A 17902-nucleotide genomic window follows, 5' to 3' on the forward strand; every position below is an offset into this window, starting at 1 on the left:
TACCCTTCTTAAGCGTTCTGGTTGTTGTCCACGCCAGCGCCATCTTCACGGGAGCCGGTGCGGTCAGTGACAAACGGGTGGGTGGAAGTTGCGTATGGAGCCTGGCCGATTTCCTTGAGTGCCTCTGCATTGGAAGCCTCTGGGTTGGCATCGCGGTATTCCATGTAGGCAGTGAAGTCCTCGCGCGGAACAACACGCAGCTCGAAGTTCATCATTGCATGGTAGGTACCGCACATCTCAGCACAGCGGCCAACGAACGCGCCCTCTTCATCGATGGACTCAACCTGGAAGCTGCGCTGCTGCTGGTTGGTCTCTGGGTGAGCGTAAGCATCGCGCTTGAACAAGAACTCAGGAACCCAGAAAGAGTGGGATACGTCTCCGGACGCTAGACGGAACTCGATCGGAGTGTCCACTGGAAGGACCAGGACTGGTACCTCCTCGGAAGTACCGATGGTTTCGATCTGGTTGAAGTTCAAGTAGGACTGGTCACCCTTGGAAGAACCGTGAATTGGGTTCGGGTTCTTAACCTGCTCCGGGTCGTCGAGTTTGGTCGCGTCGGCAATTGCCTGACGCTCTTCATCAACACCAACATAATCTGCGCCACCAGGAGCCAGCTCACCGTTGACGTTTGCGTAGCCGAACTTCCAGTTCCACTGGAAAGCGGTGACATCAACGACAACCTCAGGGTTCTTGTCGTTAGCGATGACTTTCTGTTGGGTCTGGACAGTTCCGAAGAAGATGCCCATGACGATCAGAATTGGGACGATGGTCAGAACCAATTCCAATGGGATGTTGTACTGCAGCTGGTTCGGGAATTCACCTTCGCCACGCTTTTCCTTCGCCTTGCCATTCCAGCGGAAGATGGAGACCAAGAAGATGGCCCACATGATGATGCCGATAGTCCATGCAACAATCCAGATCCAGATCCAGAAGTTGTACATGCCCTGGCCCTCAGGGGTGATTGGGTCCGGCCAGCCCATGTCCAAGAAACTGGACACTGCCTCAGGCGGTGCCGTCTCACAGCCGGCGAGTGCAAAGCCTCCGAGGGCGATGGCACCTGCGACGCCGACTTTGCGCGCAATGCCACGGTTGTTTCGCTGTTCCACGTGTGTCTGCCTTCCTGTCCACACAAAAATTCCTCGGGCACGGCCCGAGCATTACTACCCCCTCAGGATAGTTCATTCGGTACCCCGTTTTAATTCGTATGGAACACCAAGCAGGTATTTGCCGACCATAGAATCATGCCCATCACCTGCATAGCCATTGATTTGTCGCATTCACCCAGCATGTAAAGCGCAACCCCAAACCCACCCTGGTGACCCACGCCACAGACACCTCTTCAAACTTCCACCAAAAGTTGCACCCCAATTGGGTACCAGCTAAAGATGGATCAAACATAACCGGCAGCGTGGCTCTTTCCGGTTGGTCAGAAAAGGGCACCGAGCTCTAAGGTGAGAGCATCTCACCGCGTACACTCGCCTGAAGAACTTTCTCTTCCGTACGCCTTATTAATTAGGAGCGATTTTTACTCATGTGTGGCCTTCTTGGAATGTTGACCAGCAGCGGCAATGCAGCGGACTTCGTCTCAGCTGTTGAGGACGGTCTCCCCTGCATGCGTCACCGTGGTCCGGACGCAGCCGGTACCTGGAACGACGACGACGTAGTCCTCGGCTTCAACCGCCTCGCCATCATCGACCTCGAGCACTCGCACCAGCCGCTTCGTTGGGGCCCAGAGGGCAATCCCGAGCGCTACGCGCTGACCTTCAATGGCGAGATCTACAACTTCATCGAATTGCGTGCTCAGCTCCAAGCAGCGGGCCACGAGTTCCACACCTCGGGCGATTCAGAGACGATCGTCGTCGGCTACCACCACTGGGGCGAAGATGTCGTCGAGCATCTTCGTGGCATGTTCGCATTCGTCATCTGGGATACCGAGACCAACACCATGTTTGTGGCGCGTGACCAGTTCGGCATTAAGCCTTTGTACTACGCGACCACCGACGCAGGCACTGTATTTGCATCCGAGAAGAAGTCGATCCTCGCAATGGCAGAAGCCATCGGTCTCGGCTTAGACCTTGACCAGCGAGCTATCGAGCATTACGTCGATCTGCAGTATGTACCTGAACCGGAATCTCTTCACGAAAACATTCGTCGCGTAGAGTCCGGCTGCACGGTTACGCTGAAGCCTGGTGGAGAGGTCGTTGCCAAGCGCTATTTCAAGCCGAACTTTGAAGTCACGCCTGTGCCGAAGGGCGGCGAGCAAGCGCTGTTCGATCGCATTGCACGGGTGCTTGAAGATTCAGTTGAAAAGCACATGCGCGCAGATGTCACAGTTGGTTCATTCTTGTCGGGTGGCATTGATTCCACTGCGATCGCAGCTCTGGCGAAGCGCCACAACCCAGACCTTTTGACGTTCACCACCGGTTTCGAGCGCGAAGGTTACTCCGAGGTCGACGTCGCAGCTGAGTCTGCTGAAGCCATCGGTGCCGAACACATCGTGAAGATTGTCAGCCCCGAGGAATACGCCAATGCTATTCCGAAAATCATGTGGTACCTCGACGACCCCGTGGCCGACCCTTCGCTGGTGCCGCTCTACTTCGTCGCACAGGAAGCACGCAAGCACGTCAAGGTCGTGCTGTCGGGCGAGGGTGCCGACGAACTGTTTGGCGGCTACACCATCTACAAGGAACCGCTTTCCCTGGCTCCTTTGAGAAGATGCCTACTCCCCTGTTGAAGGGCCTGAACAAGTTGGGTCAGGTTCTCCCCGACGGAATGAAGGGCAAGTCGCTCTTGGAGCGTGGCACCCAGCCGATGGAATCTCGCTACTACGGCAATGCGCGCTCTTTCAACTGGGAGCAACTTCAGCGCGTTTTGCCGTGGGCAAAGCCAGAGTGGGATCACCGCGAAGTCACCGCACCTATATATGAAGTATCCAAGGACATGGATCCGGTCGCACGCATGCAGCACTTGGACCTGTTTACCTGGATGCGCGGCGATATCTTGGTCAAGGCCGACAAGATCAACATGGCAAACTCTCTTGAGCTTCGCGTTCCGTTCTTGGACAAGGAAGTCTTCGAGGTTGCTCAATCGATTCCGCACGATCTGAAGATCGCCAATGGCACGACCAAGTACGCGCTGCGCAAGGCGATGGAGCAAATCGTTCCGCCGCACGTCTTGCACCGCAAGAAGCTCGGATTCCCAGTACCGATGCGTCACTGGCTTGCAGGCGACGAATTGTTCGGCTGGGCCCAGGACACCATTAACGAGTCCGAAACCGACCACATCTTTGCCAAGGCCGAAGTCATGGAGATGCTCAAGGAACACCGTGACGGAGTAACTGATCACTCCCGTCGCATTTGGACCGTCCTTGCGTTCATGGTGTGGCACGGTATCTTCGTCGAAAAGCGAATCGATCCGCAGATCGAAGAGAAGGATTACCCTGTAAAGCTCTAGTCACGTGAAATGGCCTGCGCCGGACAATCAAGTCCAGCGCAGGCCATTAATCTTTCGGGGATTAGTTGAAGGAATCTCCGCAAGCGCAGGAGCCACCCGCGTTCGGGTTATCAATGGTGAAACCCTGTGCCTCGATGGTGTCGGAGAAATCGATGGTGGCACCGGTCAGGTACGGCACACTCATCTTGTCGACGACCAAGCGAACGCCGCCAACGACGTCTTCCTTGTCGCCGTCAAGCTCACGGTCATCAAAGTAGAGCTGGTAGCGCAGGCCAGCGCAGCCGCCTGGCTGAACAGCGATGCGCAGAGACAGGTCATCGCGACCCTCTTGGTCCAAAAGTGCCTTCGCCTTTGAAGCAGCGGCATCGGTGAGGATCACACCGGTAGAGGAGGTTGGTGCGGTCATGAGGTCTCCTTAAACCTAGCGAAAAGTTCAAAATTAGGGCATGTTCCCTGTTTCGGAAAAGTGACTCCTCCGAATCTTTCAACCATGGTAGACGAATTACTGTGGCTGTCATCTTTGGGGACATCTGCTTGGTGCAACAACCCACCCTCGACCCTTATTCCCGTTTTGCCACAAGATGCTTGTAGCCTATAAGACGTGAAACTTCCTTGGCAGAAATCTGAAGATGCGCCTGAGCAGGACGCAACCAACGCTGCTTCGGGCTCGACGGCCGTATCCGCTGCTTCCGCTGATTCCGCTGATTCCCCAGAGCAGCAGAAGCTTCCCAAGGGCTACACGCCCCCAAAGGGCAAGCCAACTCCGAAGCGTCGCGAGCAAGAGATCGCGCGCGGAGTCGTCCGCGACCCAGACGCGTTGTCCAGCGCAGAGGCTGCGCAGCGCCACAAGGAACTGAAAAAGTCCATGTCCAAAGAGGAATGGAAAGAATACAAGCGCAAGAACCGTGAAGAGAACCGCGAGCGCAATCGCCAGGTTCAGGCACGCATGGATGCCGGCGACGAGCGCTACCTGATGGACCGAGACCGCGGCGAGGTTCGTCGTTACGTACGCGACTGGGTAGATTCCAAGCGCCACGTGACCAACTGGGTCATGCCAATGGCACTAGTTCTGTTGGTCATCATGGTGCTTGGCCAGTGGTACCCAGTAGTGGCAAACATCGTCTCTTTCCTGACCCTGTTCCTGATTGCGGGAATGATCGCTGAGGGCATCTTCATTGGCCGCGGCGCAAACAAGGCTGTACGCAAGAAGTTCCCAAACACCACCGAAGCCGGATTTGGCTTAGGCATGTACGCCTACAATCGCGCTACCCAGCCGCGCAAGTGGCGCACCCCGAAGCCACAGGTTGAAATCGGCGACACTGTCTAAAACCGCCTAGGGTTATGCTTGACTCTGACCCTTTTTCTTTCATGCTCTGGAGAGTGACCCACGGTGTTCGATACTATCTCCGTCCCTGATCAGGCGCTACGATCACGTGTTACTACCACCGTCATGGGCACTCCCCGCGGTCGTTCGTTCGGTCGCTTGATCGACACGGCAGCATGGATCGCCGCATGCCAAGGCAATGAGGCTCCCCGGCCCTTCTCTCAGGCCCGAACGCTCGTTGTCGCAGGCGATCACGGCATCGCCACGCGCGGGGTTTCAGTCTTCTCTCCCACCGATTCCGTAACGCAGGCAGAAGAGATCCTCGCAGGGGGCGGGCCAATCCAGACCTGGGCGCGCATGGCAGGCAGCACGGTTCGGCTTATCGACGTCTCCCTCGACCACGAAGCCTGGGGCGGCGAGCGCGTCTCCCGTTCGTGTGGAGCCATCGACGTTGAAGACGCCATGACACCGGAGCAGTTGCAGAGGGCGATCCTGATCGGCAAAGGATTGATCGATGCCGAGGTCGACGGGGGCGCTGACATCATCATCCCTGCGGACCTAGGAGTAGGAAACACCACCGTTGCCGCCGCAGTTTTCGGCGCATTAACTCGCACCGAGCCCGTCGTCGCCGTGGGTCGCGGTTCGGGCATTGACGACGAGGCGTGGAAGACCAAAGTCGCGGTCGTCCGCGATGCCATGTTCCGCGTCCGCGACGTGCGCGACGACGTTTACCAAGTACTGACCAAGATCTCTTCACCGTGCTTTGTTGTCTTGACCAGCATGATCGCCCAAGCAGCCGTCCGGCGCACCCCTGTCATTATCGATGGTGCTTTTCCGGCAGTAGCCGCCTATGCCGCCGAGCGCCTGGCCCCCGGAACAAAGGAATGGCTCATCGCCGGCCAGCTCACCCCAGAACCGTGCCACTTGGTCAGCCTCCAGGCACTCGACCTCACTCCCCTCTTGGCGCTGGACATGTACACCGGCCAGGGCACGGGCGCTGTCGCCGCGCTGCCGCTGATCAACACTGCTGCCCAGCTCATCGCAGACGAAATGGAAGCGGCCGGCGAGTCGTCGTAAAGCAAAAACTCCGCGGTGAGGGTGGCCGCGGAGTTTTCTTTTGTCTCTTGAGTGCTTGGGTTAAGCCTGTACAAGCGTGTGCACCCAACCGTGGGTGTCTTTTACCTCGCCTCGCTGAACGCCGGTGAGGCGTTCTCGCATCGCCATGGTGATGTCGCCAGATTCGTTGTTGTTTACCTGGAACTCGCCGTGGTTGCTCAGCACGCGACCAACCGGCGTAATCACGGCAGCGGTGCCACAGGCCATCGCCTCGGTCATGGCGCCGGACGTGGCGTCTGCTTCCCACTCTTCGGTGGAGATACGGCGTTCCTCGGTCTCGTAGCCCAGATCGCGCGCCACCTGCAGCAGAGAATCACGGGTAATGCCTGGCAGCAACGAGCCGGACAGCGCCGGGGTGACGATCTTCGCGTCCGCTCCCTCGCCATAGACGAACATGAGGTTCATGCCGCCCATTTCCTCGATGTACTTGTGCTCGATCGCATCCAACCACACAACCTGGTCGCAGCCCTTTTCCTCCGCCTGCGCCTGAGCGAGCAGTGAGGCCGCGTAGTTACCGGCAAACTTCGCAGCACCGGTGCCACCAGGAGCTGCGCGGACGTAATCTTCAGACAACCACACGCTGACGGGTTTCAGGCCACCCTTGAAATACGCGCCTGAAGGCGACGCGATCACGCAGAAGCGGTAGGAATCTGCAGGTGAAACCCCGAGTGAGACCTCAGTGGAGATCATGAACGGACGCAGGTACAACGCTGCTTCGCTACCGGCGGCTGGGACCCAGGCCTGGTCGGCGTCGACAAGTAACCGCAGCGCCTCGATGAAGTCAGCCTCGGGAAGCTCTGGCATCGCCATACGTCGCGCGGAGTCCTGCAGACGGCGCGCGTTTTGCTCCGGGCGGAAAGTCGCGATAGAGCCATCTGGCTGGCGGTATGCCTTGAGTCCTTCGAAAATCGCCTGACCGTAGTGGAACACGGTGGTCGCAGGGTCCATCGGCATGGCTTCGTAAGGGCGCAGACGCGCGTCGTGCCAGCCCTTTTCCTTGGTCCACTCAATGGTGATCATGTGATCGGTGAAGTTCTTGCCAAACTTCGGATCAGCCAGGATCGCATCGCGCTCCTGGTCGCTTGTAGGTGTATTGGTCAAATCGACCTGAAATTCAAGAGACGTCATGATCTACAACATACTCGCGCCCCGTTTGTGCTTGTCGATATGCTCGGAGATACATCTATCGAAAGGAATTGCCAGATGAGCTTTACCCTGCCCGTGACCGGACTCGTGCCCACCGTTTCATTCTCCACCAAGGCGCCCAAGCAATCCGACGCCCTGCTCGTGCCCGTGACCCAGGGCGATACCCTCGAAGTCCCGGTGACTTCACTGGTGCCCGCTGGCCTTTTTGAGGCGCTCGAGGCAGTCGGCGCCACCGGTAAACACGGAGAAATCACGCGCGTGCTTATCGACGACCAACTCGTCATCGCTTTCGGTCTCGGCGACGCAGAAGAACTTTCCGACGACGACGTGCGCCGCGCAGTCGGCGTCCTCGCACGTTCGCTTCGAGGTGTTGAGACCGCTGCAATCTCGTGCGAATTTGGCGCAGGCGCTATTGTCGAAGGCCTGCTGCTCGGCGGATACTCCTACCCAGGCTTCAAGACCTCATCTTCGGAAGATTCTGCGCAGCCTGCGATCACTGTGGTTGGCGAGAAGGAAGACAAGGAGTTCTTCGTCGCCTCCGAAATCGTCGCCGAATCCGTCAACCTCGCCCGCGACTTGGTAAACACCCCAGCAAACATGCTGTACCCAGAGGTCTACGCCGAATTCGTGCAAGGAGCTGTCAAGGGCACCGGGCTCAAGGTAGAGGTACTCGATGAGAAAGCCTTGGAGAAGGACGGCTACGGCGGACTGATCGCTGTGGGTAAGGGATCCGCTCGCCCGCCACGTTTGGTGCACGTTTCCTGGTCGCCACGCAAGGCATCCAAGAAGGTTGCACTAGTGGGCAAGGGCATTACTTTTGATACCGGCGGCATCTCCTTGAAGCCGCCAAGCAACATGGAAAACATGATCTCTGACATGGGTGGATCCGCCATGATGCTCGGTGCCACCCTCGCCGCGGCGCGCCTAGACATTCCCGTACGCATCGACACTTGGTTGTCCATGGCAGAAAACATGCCGTCCGGTACCGCAACCCACCCCGGCGACGTAATCACGCACTACGGCGGAAAGACGTCCGAGATCATCAACACCGATGCCGAAGGTCGCGTTGTGCTTGCCGACGCCCTCGCCCGCGCCTCCGAAGAGCAGCCCGACTATCTGATCGAGGCATCAACCCTGACTGGCGCACAATTGGTGGCACTGGGTGCGCGCACCGCTGGTGTCATGGGCACTAACGAGCTGCGCGATCGCGTCGCCGAGCTCGCCCGCGATGCCGGTGAGCCTGCCTGGGCCATGCCGCTTCCAGAGGAAACCGCCGAGGATCTGAAGTCCCCTGTCGCCGACGTGCGCAACTCCCACAACTCACGCAATGCCGGCATGCTCGTTGCCGGCCGCTACATCGAGGCCTTTGTGGGCGAGGACATCGAGTGGGCCCACATCGACATCGCCGGGCCTACCTACAACACTTCCGCAGCCTTCGGCTACACCCCGAAGCGCGGTACCGGTTTCGGCGTACGTACCATTGTCGAGGTCCTGCGCGACTTCGCAGGCTAATCGGATCCGTTATTGCTCAGTTTTGAGGCCTCGGCGAACAATGGCTGCCGTTTGTGGGCTCCGGGCCGGGGCTGGAGGGCGACAAACGGTCATGATTGTGCGCGGTGGGGTCGTCGGTAAGCCTCGGCGGACAATGGCTGCCGTTTGAGGGCTCCGAGCCGGGGCTGGTGGGCGACAAACGGTCATGATTGTGCGCGGTGGGGTCGTCGGTAAGCCTCGGCGGACAATGGCTGCCGTTTGTGGGCTCCGAGCCGGGGCTGGAGGGCGACAAACGGTCATGATTGTGCGCGGTGGGGTCGTCGGTAAGCCTCGGCGGACAATGGCTGCCGTTTGAGGGCTCCGGGCCGGGGCTGGAGGGCGACAAACGGTCATGATTGTGCGCGGTGGGGTCGTCGGTAAGCCTCGGCGGACAATGGCTGCCGTTTGAGGGTCTCATAGCAGACTGCTGCCCCAGAGAACGGTAGCGTTTGTACGGTTCGGTACGCATCGCTACCGGGATAAACTCCGCGCCAGCACCGACAATCGGGTTATGGATGTTCTCGGGGGACTCATCATTGATGCGCGGACGCTGAATGCGTCGCAACGCGCGAGGTTATATCGTATGCGCGATCAACGAAAGCTCGTGATCCTGGCTCCAGGCCGATTTATGCTGATGAGCGACTACAACAGGCTGAACGAGCGCCAGCAGGAAACCGCGAAATCGATTGCACTGGCCTCTACGCGGCCGAGCTCGGCACTTTCGGGCAGGTCAGCGGCGCATCTCCTTGGGTTGCCTTACCAATTTCGTCGGCGCCCGAGGACTGAGTTGGCGTACCCGCACAAGCGCCCGCCGACGAGGGAGGATATCACGGCAAGGACACTCGGGCCGCACGCGAGGCTCATGCAGATCAAGACCGACTACGGGCACGTAAACGTGACTGACTATCCGACGACCTGCATCGACTTGGCGCGGTGGTATGGCGAGGTCACAGGCGTGCAAGCGATGGACTATGCGATCAGGAATCGCAAGTGCAGCAAGAATGAGCTGCTTGAACGGGCCGCGCTGTTGAACCGAACTACAGGGGCAGCGCGGGCGCGGGTCGCGGCGAAGATCGCGAATGCGGCGAGTGAGAGCCCACGGGAGTCTTTGATTAAGGCGGGTCTTTACCTGCGCGGGTACCGGAATGTGTGGCAGCAAGTGAATATCGAGGGGGTGCGGGAGGGGTTCATCGCTCGTGTAGATTTCTATTTGCCCAGCTCGGGGGTGGTCGTTGAATATGATGGAGCGGGCAAGTACGCAGCGGATCCGGGGAAAGATCGGCGCGAGTATCGCCAAACTGTGGAGCTACAATCTCTGGGTCTGATTGTGATTCGGGTGCGCGCCGAGCATGTGCAGGATGGACGGGTGTGGGAACTTCTGGCCAAGCATCGGCACGCTGCGCCCGCCGCTCTGGAATGGTACGGCGGGGTACGGGCGTTTTAATCGGGAAGTTCTCCCCGGTCGAATTTTGCGCGGCGTTCGCGCTGCTCGGCACGTTTGCGCAGGATGCGGTCTTGCTCTATACGACGACGCATGCGGTCGGGATAGCCGGTTTCTTCCACGTCATAAATGGGAATGTCCAGGAGTTTGTTGACTACGTCGATGCCCTTGGGCCCTCCGATGCGTCGGCGGGTATGTTCGCCGGTTTCGTCGACAAGCACGATGGACATTTCGTTGACCATGGTCTCGGGCTCGATGAAACCTTCGACAAAGGCTCGGCCTTGGATCCACTGGACTAAATAATCACGGTCTTCGGGACGCACGGTTTCCCCAGGGCCACGCGCGGGGCGGATCTGAGACTTCCGCTTGTTGCGGTCGAAGAGATTAAACACAGGAACCATCATACTTGGCTGCGGGGGTAGGAATTAGCTGCCCCACCTCCCCGACCCTTTCGACACGGAAAAGATGTGAAACAGGTACGCTTGGGGCTTAACGAATCCGTTTATCTAAGACTTTCGAGGAGACTCAAAAAATGGCGCACTCTATTGAGATGCCCGAACTGGGCGAATCTGTCACCGAGGGAACAATTACTACGTGGTTGAAGTCCGTTGGCGACACCGTTGAGGTGGACGAGCCATTGCTCGAGGTCTCCACCGATAAGGTCGACACTGAGATTCCTTCCCCGGTTGCAGGTGTTCTCTTGGAGATCAAGGCTGAGGAAGACGACACCGTCGAGGTCGGCGAAGTCATCGCCATCGTCGGTGAAGAAGGCGAAGAAGGCGCATCCGCACCAGCCGAGGAAGCTGCAGAAGAGCCAGCCGAGGAGCCAAAGCAGGAAGAAGCTCCAGCCGAGGAGCCTAAGTCTGAGGCTCCAGCAGCATCCGGCGACGTGACCGATGTTGAGATGCCTGAGCTTGGCGAGTCCGTCACCGAGGGCACCATCACCACTTGGCTCAAGGAAGTCGGCGACACCGTCGAGGTTGACGAGCCGTTGCTCGAGGTTTCCACCGACAAGGTCGACACCGAGATTCCATCCCCAGTCGCAGGCACCATCGTTGAGATCCTCGCTGAGGAAGACGACACCATCGAGGTCGGCGCAGTCATCGTCCGTATCGGCGACCCTAACGCCGCGCCAGCCGAAAAGGCCGAAGCACCTCAGGAAGAAGCACCTCAAGAGGAAGCTCCGCAGGAAGAGCCAAAGGAAGAGTCTCCTAAGGCTGAAGCTCCTGCAGCATCGGGCGATGCAACCGATATCGAAATGCCTGAGCTTGGCGAGTCCGTCACCGAAGGCACCATCACCACTTGGCTCAAGGAAGTCGGCGACGAGGTAGCTATCGACGAGCCACTGCTCGAGGTTTCCACCGACAAGGTCGACACTGAGATTCCATCCCCAGTCGCTGGCACTTTGGTTGAGATCCTCGCTGAGGAAGACGACACTGTTGAAGTTGGCGCAGTGATCGCCCGCGTTGGCGATGCAAATGCTGCACCGGCTGCGAAGGAAGAAGCACCTAAGGAAGAAGCACCGAAGGAAGAAGCACCTAAGGAAGAGGCTCCGAAGGAAGAAGCACCGGCCGAGCCTGCTGCCAAGAAGGAAGAGCCTAAGGAAGCAACCGGCTCCGCAAAGGTGAACAACACCGACAACGTGCCTTACGTGACCCCGTTGGTCCGCAAGCTTGCTGATAAGCACGGCGTTGACCTGAACTCCATCGAAGGCACCGGTGTTGGCGGCCGCATCCGCAAGCAAGATGTTTTGGCTGCGGCGCAGGGCGAGTCCGCTCCGGAGGCAGCACCTGCCGCTGAAGAGCAGGCTGCACCAAAGGCAGAACGAGCGAACTGGTCCACCAAGTCTGTCAACCCTGAGATGGCTGAGCTGATCGGCACCACCCAAAAGGTGAACCGCATCCGCGAGATCACCGCGTCGAAGATGGTTGAGTCTCTGCAGACCACCGCACAGCTCACCCACGTTCAGGAAGTCGATGTCACCCGCGTCGCAGAGCTGCGTAAGCGCATCAAGCCAGCTTTCGTCGAAAAGCATGGCGTGAACATCACTTACCTGGCATTCTTCGTCAAGGCGACCGCAGAGGCCCTGGTTTCTCACCCGAACGTCAATGCGTCCTACGACGCTGAGACCAAGGAGATCACCTACCACGCAGATGTGAACATCGGTATCGCGGTGGACACCCCACAGGGCCTGCTTGTTCCAGTGATCAAGAAGGCACAGGACCTAGATCTGGCTGATATCGCGAAGGCAATCGTCGACCTGGCTGACCGTGCGCGCAACAAGAAGCTGCGTCCGGACGATCTGAGCGGCGCAACCTTCACCGTGACCAACATTGGTTCCGAGGGTGCACTGCTGGATACCCCAGTTCTGACCCCCCCACAGGCAGGCATCCTGGGTACCGCTGCGATTGAGAAGCGCCCAGTTGCTTACACCGAAGACGGCGTTGACTCCATCGCAATCCGCCAGATGTGCTACCTGCCATTCACCTACGACCACCAGCTGGTCGACGGCGCAGACGCAGGTCGCTTTGTTACCACCATCAAGGATCGCATCGAAACCGGCGACTTTGAAGATAACTTGGCGCTCTAAAGCATCGCGTTAGATTCACGGCTTATGCCGCGTCCTTCTACTGAAGGGCGCGGCATTTTGCATTTCTACCCAATACTTCCCCAATCCCCGCCCGGAACAATTTAGAATCGAATGCAAAGCTTCTCCGACGTTTCTCCAACCACCAAGGAGTTTTGACTTATGAGTCAGTTCATCGACCGCCACCTCGGTCCCAACACGCCAGAGCGGGAGGAGATGCTCGCACGCGTCGGATACCCATCTTTGGATGCCCTGATCGATGCGGCGCTTCCTCCATCACTCAAGGACGGTGCCCTGCCGCAGCTGCCCGCTCCGCTCACCGAGACCGAGGCACAGAATCGTCTGCGTTCCCTCGCAGAGAAGAACACTGTGCTCAAGGCGTTCTATGGCCAGGGATACTCCTCCACCATCACTCCGCCGGTGATCCGTCGCGGCGTTGTCGAGGACGCTGGCTGGTACACCGCATACACGCCATACCAGCCAGAAATTTCGCAGGGTCGACTTGAGGCGTTGCTGAACTTCCAGACCATGGTGCAGGAGTTGACGGGGCTGCCTATTTCAAACGCATCGCTTCTCGACGAAGCCTCCGCCGTTGCCGAGGCAGTCGGCCTGATGAGCCGCACCGTGAAGAAGGGGCGTCGTGTGATCCTCGACCAGCGCCTGCACCCGCAGGTGATCGCTGTGGCGGCTGAGCGTGCCCGCGCGATCGACCTCGAGGTGGAAGTAACTGCTCTTGATAGTCCGCTTGTTGGCGAGGATCTCGTTGGCGTGGTCATTGCGTACCCGGGCACGGAGGGCGACATCGTCACCCCGGAGCCGATCATCCAGGCAATCCACGACCGCGGCGGCCTAGCTACCGTCACCGCCGACCCATTGGCGCTCATGCTGTTGAAGAGCCCCGGTGAGATGGGCGCAGACATCGTCGTGGGCAACACCCAGCGTTTTGGTGTCCCACTGTTCTACGGTGGTCCACACGCGGCCTACATGGCAGTGACCGACAAGATTAAGCGACAAATGCCTGGTCGTTTGGTGGGTGTCTCCAAGGATCTCGAGGGCACCCCCGCTTACCGGTTGGCCCTGCAGACCCGCGAGCAGCATATCCGTCGCGAGCGCGCGACGAGCAACATTTGTACCGCCCAAGCATTGCTGGCTGTCACCGCGTCCTTCTACGCGGTCTACCACGGCCCTGAAGGTCTTAAGCAGATCGCACTGAAGGTGCGTGAGTATGCGGGGGCGTTTGCATCGTCGATAAGCAATGCTGGTTTGCAAGTGCGACACAAGGATTTCTTCGACACCGTTGCGGTTGAGGTACCAGGTCGCGCGCAGGGCATCGTCGACACGCTTGCTGATAGCGGCTACCTAGTGCGCGCAATCGACGCAGACACCGTCGGCGTGAGCTTTGGCGAGGACACTACCGACGAGGATCTCACCGTGTTGCTCAGCGGATTCGGTATCACTGAGGTCACTAAGGTCACTGAAGGCACCGAGGGCACATACCCGTTGCCAGCTGACCTGGTGCGCGAGGATGCACCACTGACCCACGAGGTGTTCAACACCTATCACTCCGAAACCCAGCTGATGCGCTACATCCGCATGCTTGGCGATAAGGATCTTGCGCTGGATCGCACGATGATCCCGCTGGGTTCGTGCACCATGAAGCTGAACCCGACCGCGGGAATGGAAGCGATTACATGGCCCGGCTTTGCCAATGTCCACCCGTTTACTCCGGATGCTTACACCGAAGGCTGGCGTGAGCTGATCGGCGAGGTGGAGACCTGGCTCGAGGAGGTCACCGGCTACGCCAAGGTGTCGGTGCAACCAAACGCGGGCAGCCAGGGCGAGCTTGCCGGTTTGCTTGCTATTCGACGATTCCACGTGGCCAACGGCGACAACGACCGCGACATTTGCCTGATCCCAGCGTCTGCGCACGGCACCAACGCGGCCAGTGCGACGTTGGCTAACCTGCGCGTGGTGGTTGTGATGACTGCCGACGACGGCTCCATCGACATCGATGATCTAGATGCGAAGCTGGAAGAACATGGCCAGCATGTCGCCGCGATCATGATTACTTATCCGTCGACGCACGGCGTATTCGAAGACACCGTCACGACGGTAGCAGACAAGGTTCACGCAGTGGGCGGCCAGGTCTACATCGACGGTGCAAATATGAACGCTCTCACGGCGATTGCGCGGCCGGGCGATTTTGGCGGCGACGTCTCGCACCTGAACCTGCATAAGACGTTCACCATTCCGCACGGTGGCGGCGGCCCAGGCGTGGGTCCCATCGGTGTGGCCGAGCACCTCATTCCGTTCCTGCCGTCGGATCCGAACATGAGCAACCCCGCCGCAGAGGCCGAGGTGGGCACCGGCGTTCCGGTGGCTGCAACCAAGTACGGTTCCGCTGGCGTGCTTCCGATTTCGTGGAGCTACATCGCGATGACGGGTTACGAGGGCCTGAAGCAAGCCACCCAGCACGCAATTCTGGCGGCGAACTACGTGGCTCAGGAGCTCAAGGATGACTTCCCCACGCTCTACACCGGCGAAAACAACCTGGTGGGCCACGAGTGCATCTTGGACCTACGCGAGCTGACCGACAAGTCCGGCGTAACGGCTGCCGACGTGTGCAAGCGCCTGATGGACTTCGGTTTCCACGCGCCAACCCTGGCATTCCCGGTGGCCGGCACGCTGATGGTCGAGCCGACCGAGTCCGAGGATCTGGCAGAGCTAGACAGATTCGTCGAGGCGATGAAGACCATCCGCGCCGAGATTCAGGAGATCATCGACGGCTTGGTCGACTACGAAAACAGCGTGATCCGCTTTGCGCCGTACACCGCTTTGTCGGTGGCCCGTAACGACTGGGAATACGAATTCGACCGCGAGAAGGCCGCCTACCCGGTGGCTGGCTTGCGGCGCGGCAAGTACTTCCCACCGGTGCGCCGCATCGACGAAGCGTTTGGCGATCGCAACCTTGCCTGCGCATGCCCTCCACCATCTGCGTTCGACATCTCTTAAAGGAGTTCCATCATGAGCACTTCCCCACTTCACTCAGCACACGAGGCACTTGAGGCAAGTTTCACCGACTTCGGTGGATGGGACATGCCCTTAAAGTACGACAACGAACTCGACGAGCACCGCGCAGTTCGCCACACCGCGGGCTTGTTTGACCTCTCCCACATGGGCGAGATTGAGGTCGAAGGCCCCGGCGCGGGAGATTTCTTGGACTACGCGCTGATCTCCAACTTGTCGGCGCTCAATGTTGGCAAGGCCAAATACTCGATGATCGTCAACGACAACGGTGGCATCATCGATGATCTGATCACCTACAAGCTCGCCGAGGACCGCTACCTGGTTGTCCCGAACGCCGGCAATACCCCGGCTGTCTGGGAGGCACTGACCGAACGCGCCGAAGGCTACGACGTCACCCTGGACAATCAGTCCGCAGACACCGCCCTCGTGGCACTCCAAGGCCCCGACTCCGTGCAGATCCTGACGCCTTTGCTTGACGACGACCCCGATGCCCTGGAGTACTACTCCGCGCAGGAAACCAAGTTCAACGGCATCGACGTGCTGCTCGCGCGCACCGGCTACACCGGCGAAGACGGCTTTGAGATCTACCTGCGTAGCGACGATGCGCTGGCCGTCTGGGACGCGCTGAAGGACGACGCAACCCCATGTGGCCTGGCGTGTCGCGATTCGCTGCGCCTAGAGGCATCGATGCCGCTTTATGGCCACGAGCTCTCGCTGGACATCACTCCCGTGGAGGCTGGAATGTCGCGTGCGTTTGCGAAGAAGGGCGCGGACTTCGTCGGCAAGCAAGCGCTTGTTGGGCGTGAACCAGAAGTTGTGATTGCTGGGCTGACCAGCGATCAGCGACGAGCCGCGCGCGAGGGTTCGGAGATCTTCATCGGCGATACGAGGATCGGAGTGGTCACCTCTGGGCAGCCTTCGCCGACCTTGGGGTACCCGGTTGCTTTGGCGCATGTGGCACCGGAGCACTCGGAAATTGGAACCGAGGTCGAAATTGACATCCGTGGACGCCGCTACCCGTTTACTATCAGTACAACCCCGTTTTACTCACGAAAGGCTTAATCCATGTCCTTGCCACAAAACTTCTCCTACTCCGAAGACCACGAGTGGATCAACGCTTCTGCGGACGACGTTGCGGGCACCACGGTGCGCATCGGCATCACCTCCGTAGCAACTGAGCGCCTAGGCGAGGTCGTCTTTGCTGAGCTCCCAGAGGTAGGCGACACCGTCACCGCTGGCGAGGCATGCGGTGAGGTCGAGTCCACCAAGAGCGTTTCCGACCTGTTCGCTCCTGTAACCGGCACTGTCACCGCTGTCAATGACGCAATTCACGACGACTACGCCGTAATCAACGCCGACCCATTCGGCGAAGGCTGGCTCTTCGAGGTTTCCGTTGAAGAAGCCGGTCCGCTGATGACCGCAGACGAGTACGCTGCGGCAAACGGCGTGGCGTAAAGTTACGGGGTATGACTGCACCCCGTGACCCGTTTTTCCCTGCAGATAAATCCATCCGAGCCTCATCTGACCCGCTAGACGTGCGTCATTTGGGGCTCGTCGACTATCAAGAGGCCTGGGACATTCAGGCTGATCTGGTCAAACAGCGATCTGCAGACGAGATCGGCGATACCGTCTTGGTGCTCGAGCACCCAAGCGTGTACACCGCGGGCAAGCGCACGCAACCGTCGGATCGTCCCATGAACGGCTTGCCGGTAGTCGACGTTGATCGTGGTGGTCGCATCACCTGGCACGGCGAGGGCCAGCTGGTGGTCTACCCCATCGTCAAGCTCGCGGAGCCCGTGGATGTTGTTGATTATGTGCGCCGCATCGAGGAGGCCGTGATCCAGGCCGTGCGGGTGGCAGGTGTGGAGGCTGCAGGACGCATCGACGGCCGCAGCGGCGTGTGGCTACCGGATAGTGTCCGCGCTGCATCGGCAAAAGCGTCTGCCCGCGACAGGAAGATCGCGGCCTTAGGAATCCGCATCTCCCGCGGGGTCACCATGCATGGCCTGAGCCTGAACTGCAACAACACTCTAGAGTTCTACGACCACATCGTCGCCTGCGGGATCGATGATGCCGACGTGACCACGATGAGCTTGGAACTAGGCCGCGAAGTGACCTGCGCAGACATGGTCACGCCTGTAATGGAGGCACTCGATGATGCACTAGCCGGTCGTCTGATCGTGGCGGACCACACCTTTAAGTCGGCACCGGATCCGTCGAAGGGCCTGCCACGAAAGTAGAGGAGCGTTTGCCTCACCCGGTATTCGACAGTCTGATC

General features: G+C 59.2%; 13 protein-coding genes and 1 pseudogene. 10 read left to right on the top strand and 4 right to left on the bottom strand.

The features are described 5' to 3' along the window. Window positions 1-8: 8 nt before the first annotated feature. Window positions 9-1106 carry an aa3-type cytochrome oxidase subunit II gene (ctaC, locus tag QP027_RS07640; RefSeq protein ID WP_284823783.1) on the bottom strand — a complete coding sequence of 366 codons (1098 nt, stop codon included), beginning with the start codon at window positions 1104-1106 and terminating at the stop codon, window positions 9-11. Window positions 1107-1531: 425 nt separating this feature from the next. On the opposite strand from ctaC, the pseudogene asnB reads away from it, so the two are divergent. After that, window positions 1532-3453 (top strand): annotated as a pseudogene (gene asnB, locus QP027_RS07645) (asparagine synthase (glutamine-hydrolyzing)). Window positions 3454-3514: 61 nt separating this feature from the next. Here asnB and QP027_RS07650 read toward each other — a convergent pair. Beyond that, a complete protein-coding gene (locus tag QP027_RS07650; RefSeq protein ID WP_284823785.1) occupies window positions 3515-3859 on the bottom strand; it encodes a HesB/IscA family protein in 345 nt (114 codons plus the stop codon). Window positions 3860-4054: 195 nt separating this feature from the next. Here QP027_RS07650 and QP027_RS07655 point away from each other — a divergent pair, with 195 nt between their 5' ends. Beyond that, complete coding sequence (locus tag QP027_RS07655) at window positions 4055-4780, top strand: DUF3043 domain-containing protein (RefSeq protein WP_284823786.1); 726 nt, start codon at window positions 4055-4057, stop codon at window positions 4778-4780. 63 nt (window positions 4781-4843) lie between these two features. Next, window positions 4844-5854: a nicotinate-nucleotide--dimethylbenzimidazole phosphoribosyltransferase gene (locus tag QP027_RS07660; protein ID WP_284823787.1), complete on the top strand. Its 1011-nt coding sequence runs from the start codon at window positions 4844-4846 to the stop codon at window positions 5852-5854. Window positions 5855-5914: 60 nt separating this feature from the next. Here QP027_RS07660 and QP027_RS07665 read toward each other — a convergent pair whose 3' ends face one another. Next, on the bottom strand, window positions 5915-7021 hold the full coding sequence (locus QP027_RS07665) for a branched-chain amino acid aminotransferase (protein ID WP_284823788.1): 1107 nt from the start codon (window positions 7019-7021) through the stop codon (window positions 5915-5917). A gap of 75 nt (window positions 7022-7096) precedes the next feature. Here QP027_RS07665 and QP027_RS07670 point away from each other — a divergent pair, with 75 nt between their 5' ends. Then, window positions 7097-8551: a leucyl aminopeptidase gene (locus QP027_RS07670; RefSeq protein ID WP_284823789.1), complete on the top strand. Its 1455-nt coding sequence runs from the start codon at window positions 7097-7099 to the stop codon at window positions 8549-8551. Window positions 8552-9080: 529 nt separating this feature from the next. Next, window positions 9081-10013, top strand: coding sequence for a PDDEXK family nuclease (locus tag QP027_RS07675; protein WP_284823790.1), 933 nt, complete (start codon window positions 9081-9083; stop codon window positions 10011-10013). Here QP027_RS07675 and QP027_RS07680 read toward each other — a convergent pair. Continuing rightward, a complete protein-coding gene (locus QP027_RS07680) occupies window positions 10010-10402 on the bottom strand; it encodes an oxidoreductase (protein WP_284823792.1) in 393 nt (130 codons plus the stop codon). The two genes, QP027_RS07675 and QP027_RS07680, sit on opposite strands and share 4 nt — an antisense overlap. Window positions 10403-10542: 140 nt before the next feature. Between QP027_RS07680 and sucB the strand changes: the two genes are divergently transcribed. The 5 genes from sucB to lipB all read left to right on the top strand — a co-directional run bounded on the left by sucB (window position 10543) and on the right by lipB (window position 17864). Next, window positions 10543-12600 carry a 2-oxoglutarate dehydrogenase, E2 component, dihydrolipoamide succinyltransferase gene (sucB, locus tag QP027_RS07685; protein ID WP_284823794.1) on the top strand — a complete coding sequence of 686 codons (2058 nt, stop codon included), beginning with the start codon at window positions 10543-10545 and terminating at the stop codon, window positions 12598-12600. 159 nt (window positions 12601-12759) lie between these two features. Further along, window positions 12760-15609 carry an aminomethyl-transferring glycine dehydrogenase gene (gene gcvP / locus QP027_RS07690; RefSeq protein WP_284823796.1) on the top strand — a complete coding sequence of 950 codons (2850 nt, stop codon included), beginning with the start codon at window positions 12760-12762 and terminating at the stop codon, window positions 15607-15609. A 12-nt stretch (window positions 15610-15621) separates the two neighbouring features. Further along, on the top strand, window positions 15622-16686 hold the full coding sequence (gene gcvT / locus QP027_RS07695; RefSeq protein ID WP_284823797.1) for a glycine cleavage system aminomethyltransferase GcvT: 1065 nt from the start codon (window positions 15622-15624) through the stop codon (window positions 16684-16686). A gap of 3 nt (window positions 16687-16689) precedes the next feature. Next, window positions 16690-17079 (top strand): glycine cleavage system protein GcvH, encoded by a 390-nt coding sequence (gene gcvH / locus QP027_RS07700; protein WP_284823799.1) that lies wholly within the window; start codon window positions 16690-16692, stop codon window positions 17077-17079. Between the two features lie 11 nt (window positions 17080-17090). After that, on the top strand, window positions 17091-17864 hold the full coding sequence (gene lipB / locus QP027_RS07705; RefSeq protein ID WP_284823801.1) for a lipoyl(octanoyl) transferase LipB: 774 nt from the start codon (window positions 17091-17093) through the stop codon (window positions 17862-17864). Window positions 17865-17902: the final 38 nt, after the last annotated feature.

This window comes from Corynebacterium breve (assembly GCF_030252165.1).
Classification (GTDB): Bacteria; Actinomycetota; Actinomycetes; order Mycobacteriales; family Mycobacteriaceae; genus Corynebacterium; species Corynebacterium breve.

Excerpts from the sequence above, each read along its gene's own strand:
- QP027_RS07650 (WP_284823785.1), bottom strand. The coding sequence starts at position 3,859 with ATGACCGCACCAACCTCCTCTACCGGTGTGATCCTCACCGATGCCGCT.
- QP027_RS07665 (WP_284823788.1), bottom strand. The coding sequence starts at position 7,021 with ATGACGTCTCTTGAATTTCAGGTCGATTTGACCAATACACCTACAAGC.
- QP027_RS07670 (WP_284823789.1), top strand. The coding sequence starts at position 7,097 with ATGAGCTTTACCCTGCCCGTGACCGGACTCGTGCCCACCGTTTCATTC.
- QP027_RS07675 (WP_284823790.1), top strand. The coding sequence starts at position 9,081 with ATGGATGTTCTCGGGGGACTCATCATTGATGCGCGGACGCTGAATGCG.
- sucB (WP_284823794.1), top strand. The coding sequence starts at position 10,543 with ATGGCGCACTCTATTGAGATGCCCGAACTGGGCGAATCTGTCACCGAG.
- gcvP (WP_284823796.1), top strand. The coding sequence starts at position 12,760 with ATGAGTCAGTTCATCGACCGCCACCTCGGTCCCAACACGCCAGAGCGG.
- gcvT (WP_284823797.1), top strand. The coding sequence starts at position 15,622 with ATGAGCACTTCCCCACTTCACTCAGCACACGAGGCACTTGAGGCAAGT.
- gcvH (WP_284823799.1), top strand. The coding sequence starts at position 16,690 with ATGTCCTTGCCACAAAACTTCTCCTACTCCGAAGACCACGAGTGGATC.
- lipB (WP_284823801.1), top strand. The coding sequence starts at position 17,091 with ATGACTGCACCCCGTGACCCGTTTTTCCCTGCAGATAAATCCATCCGA.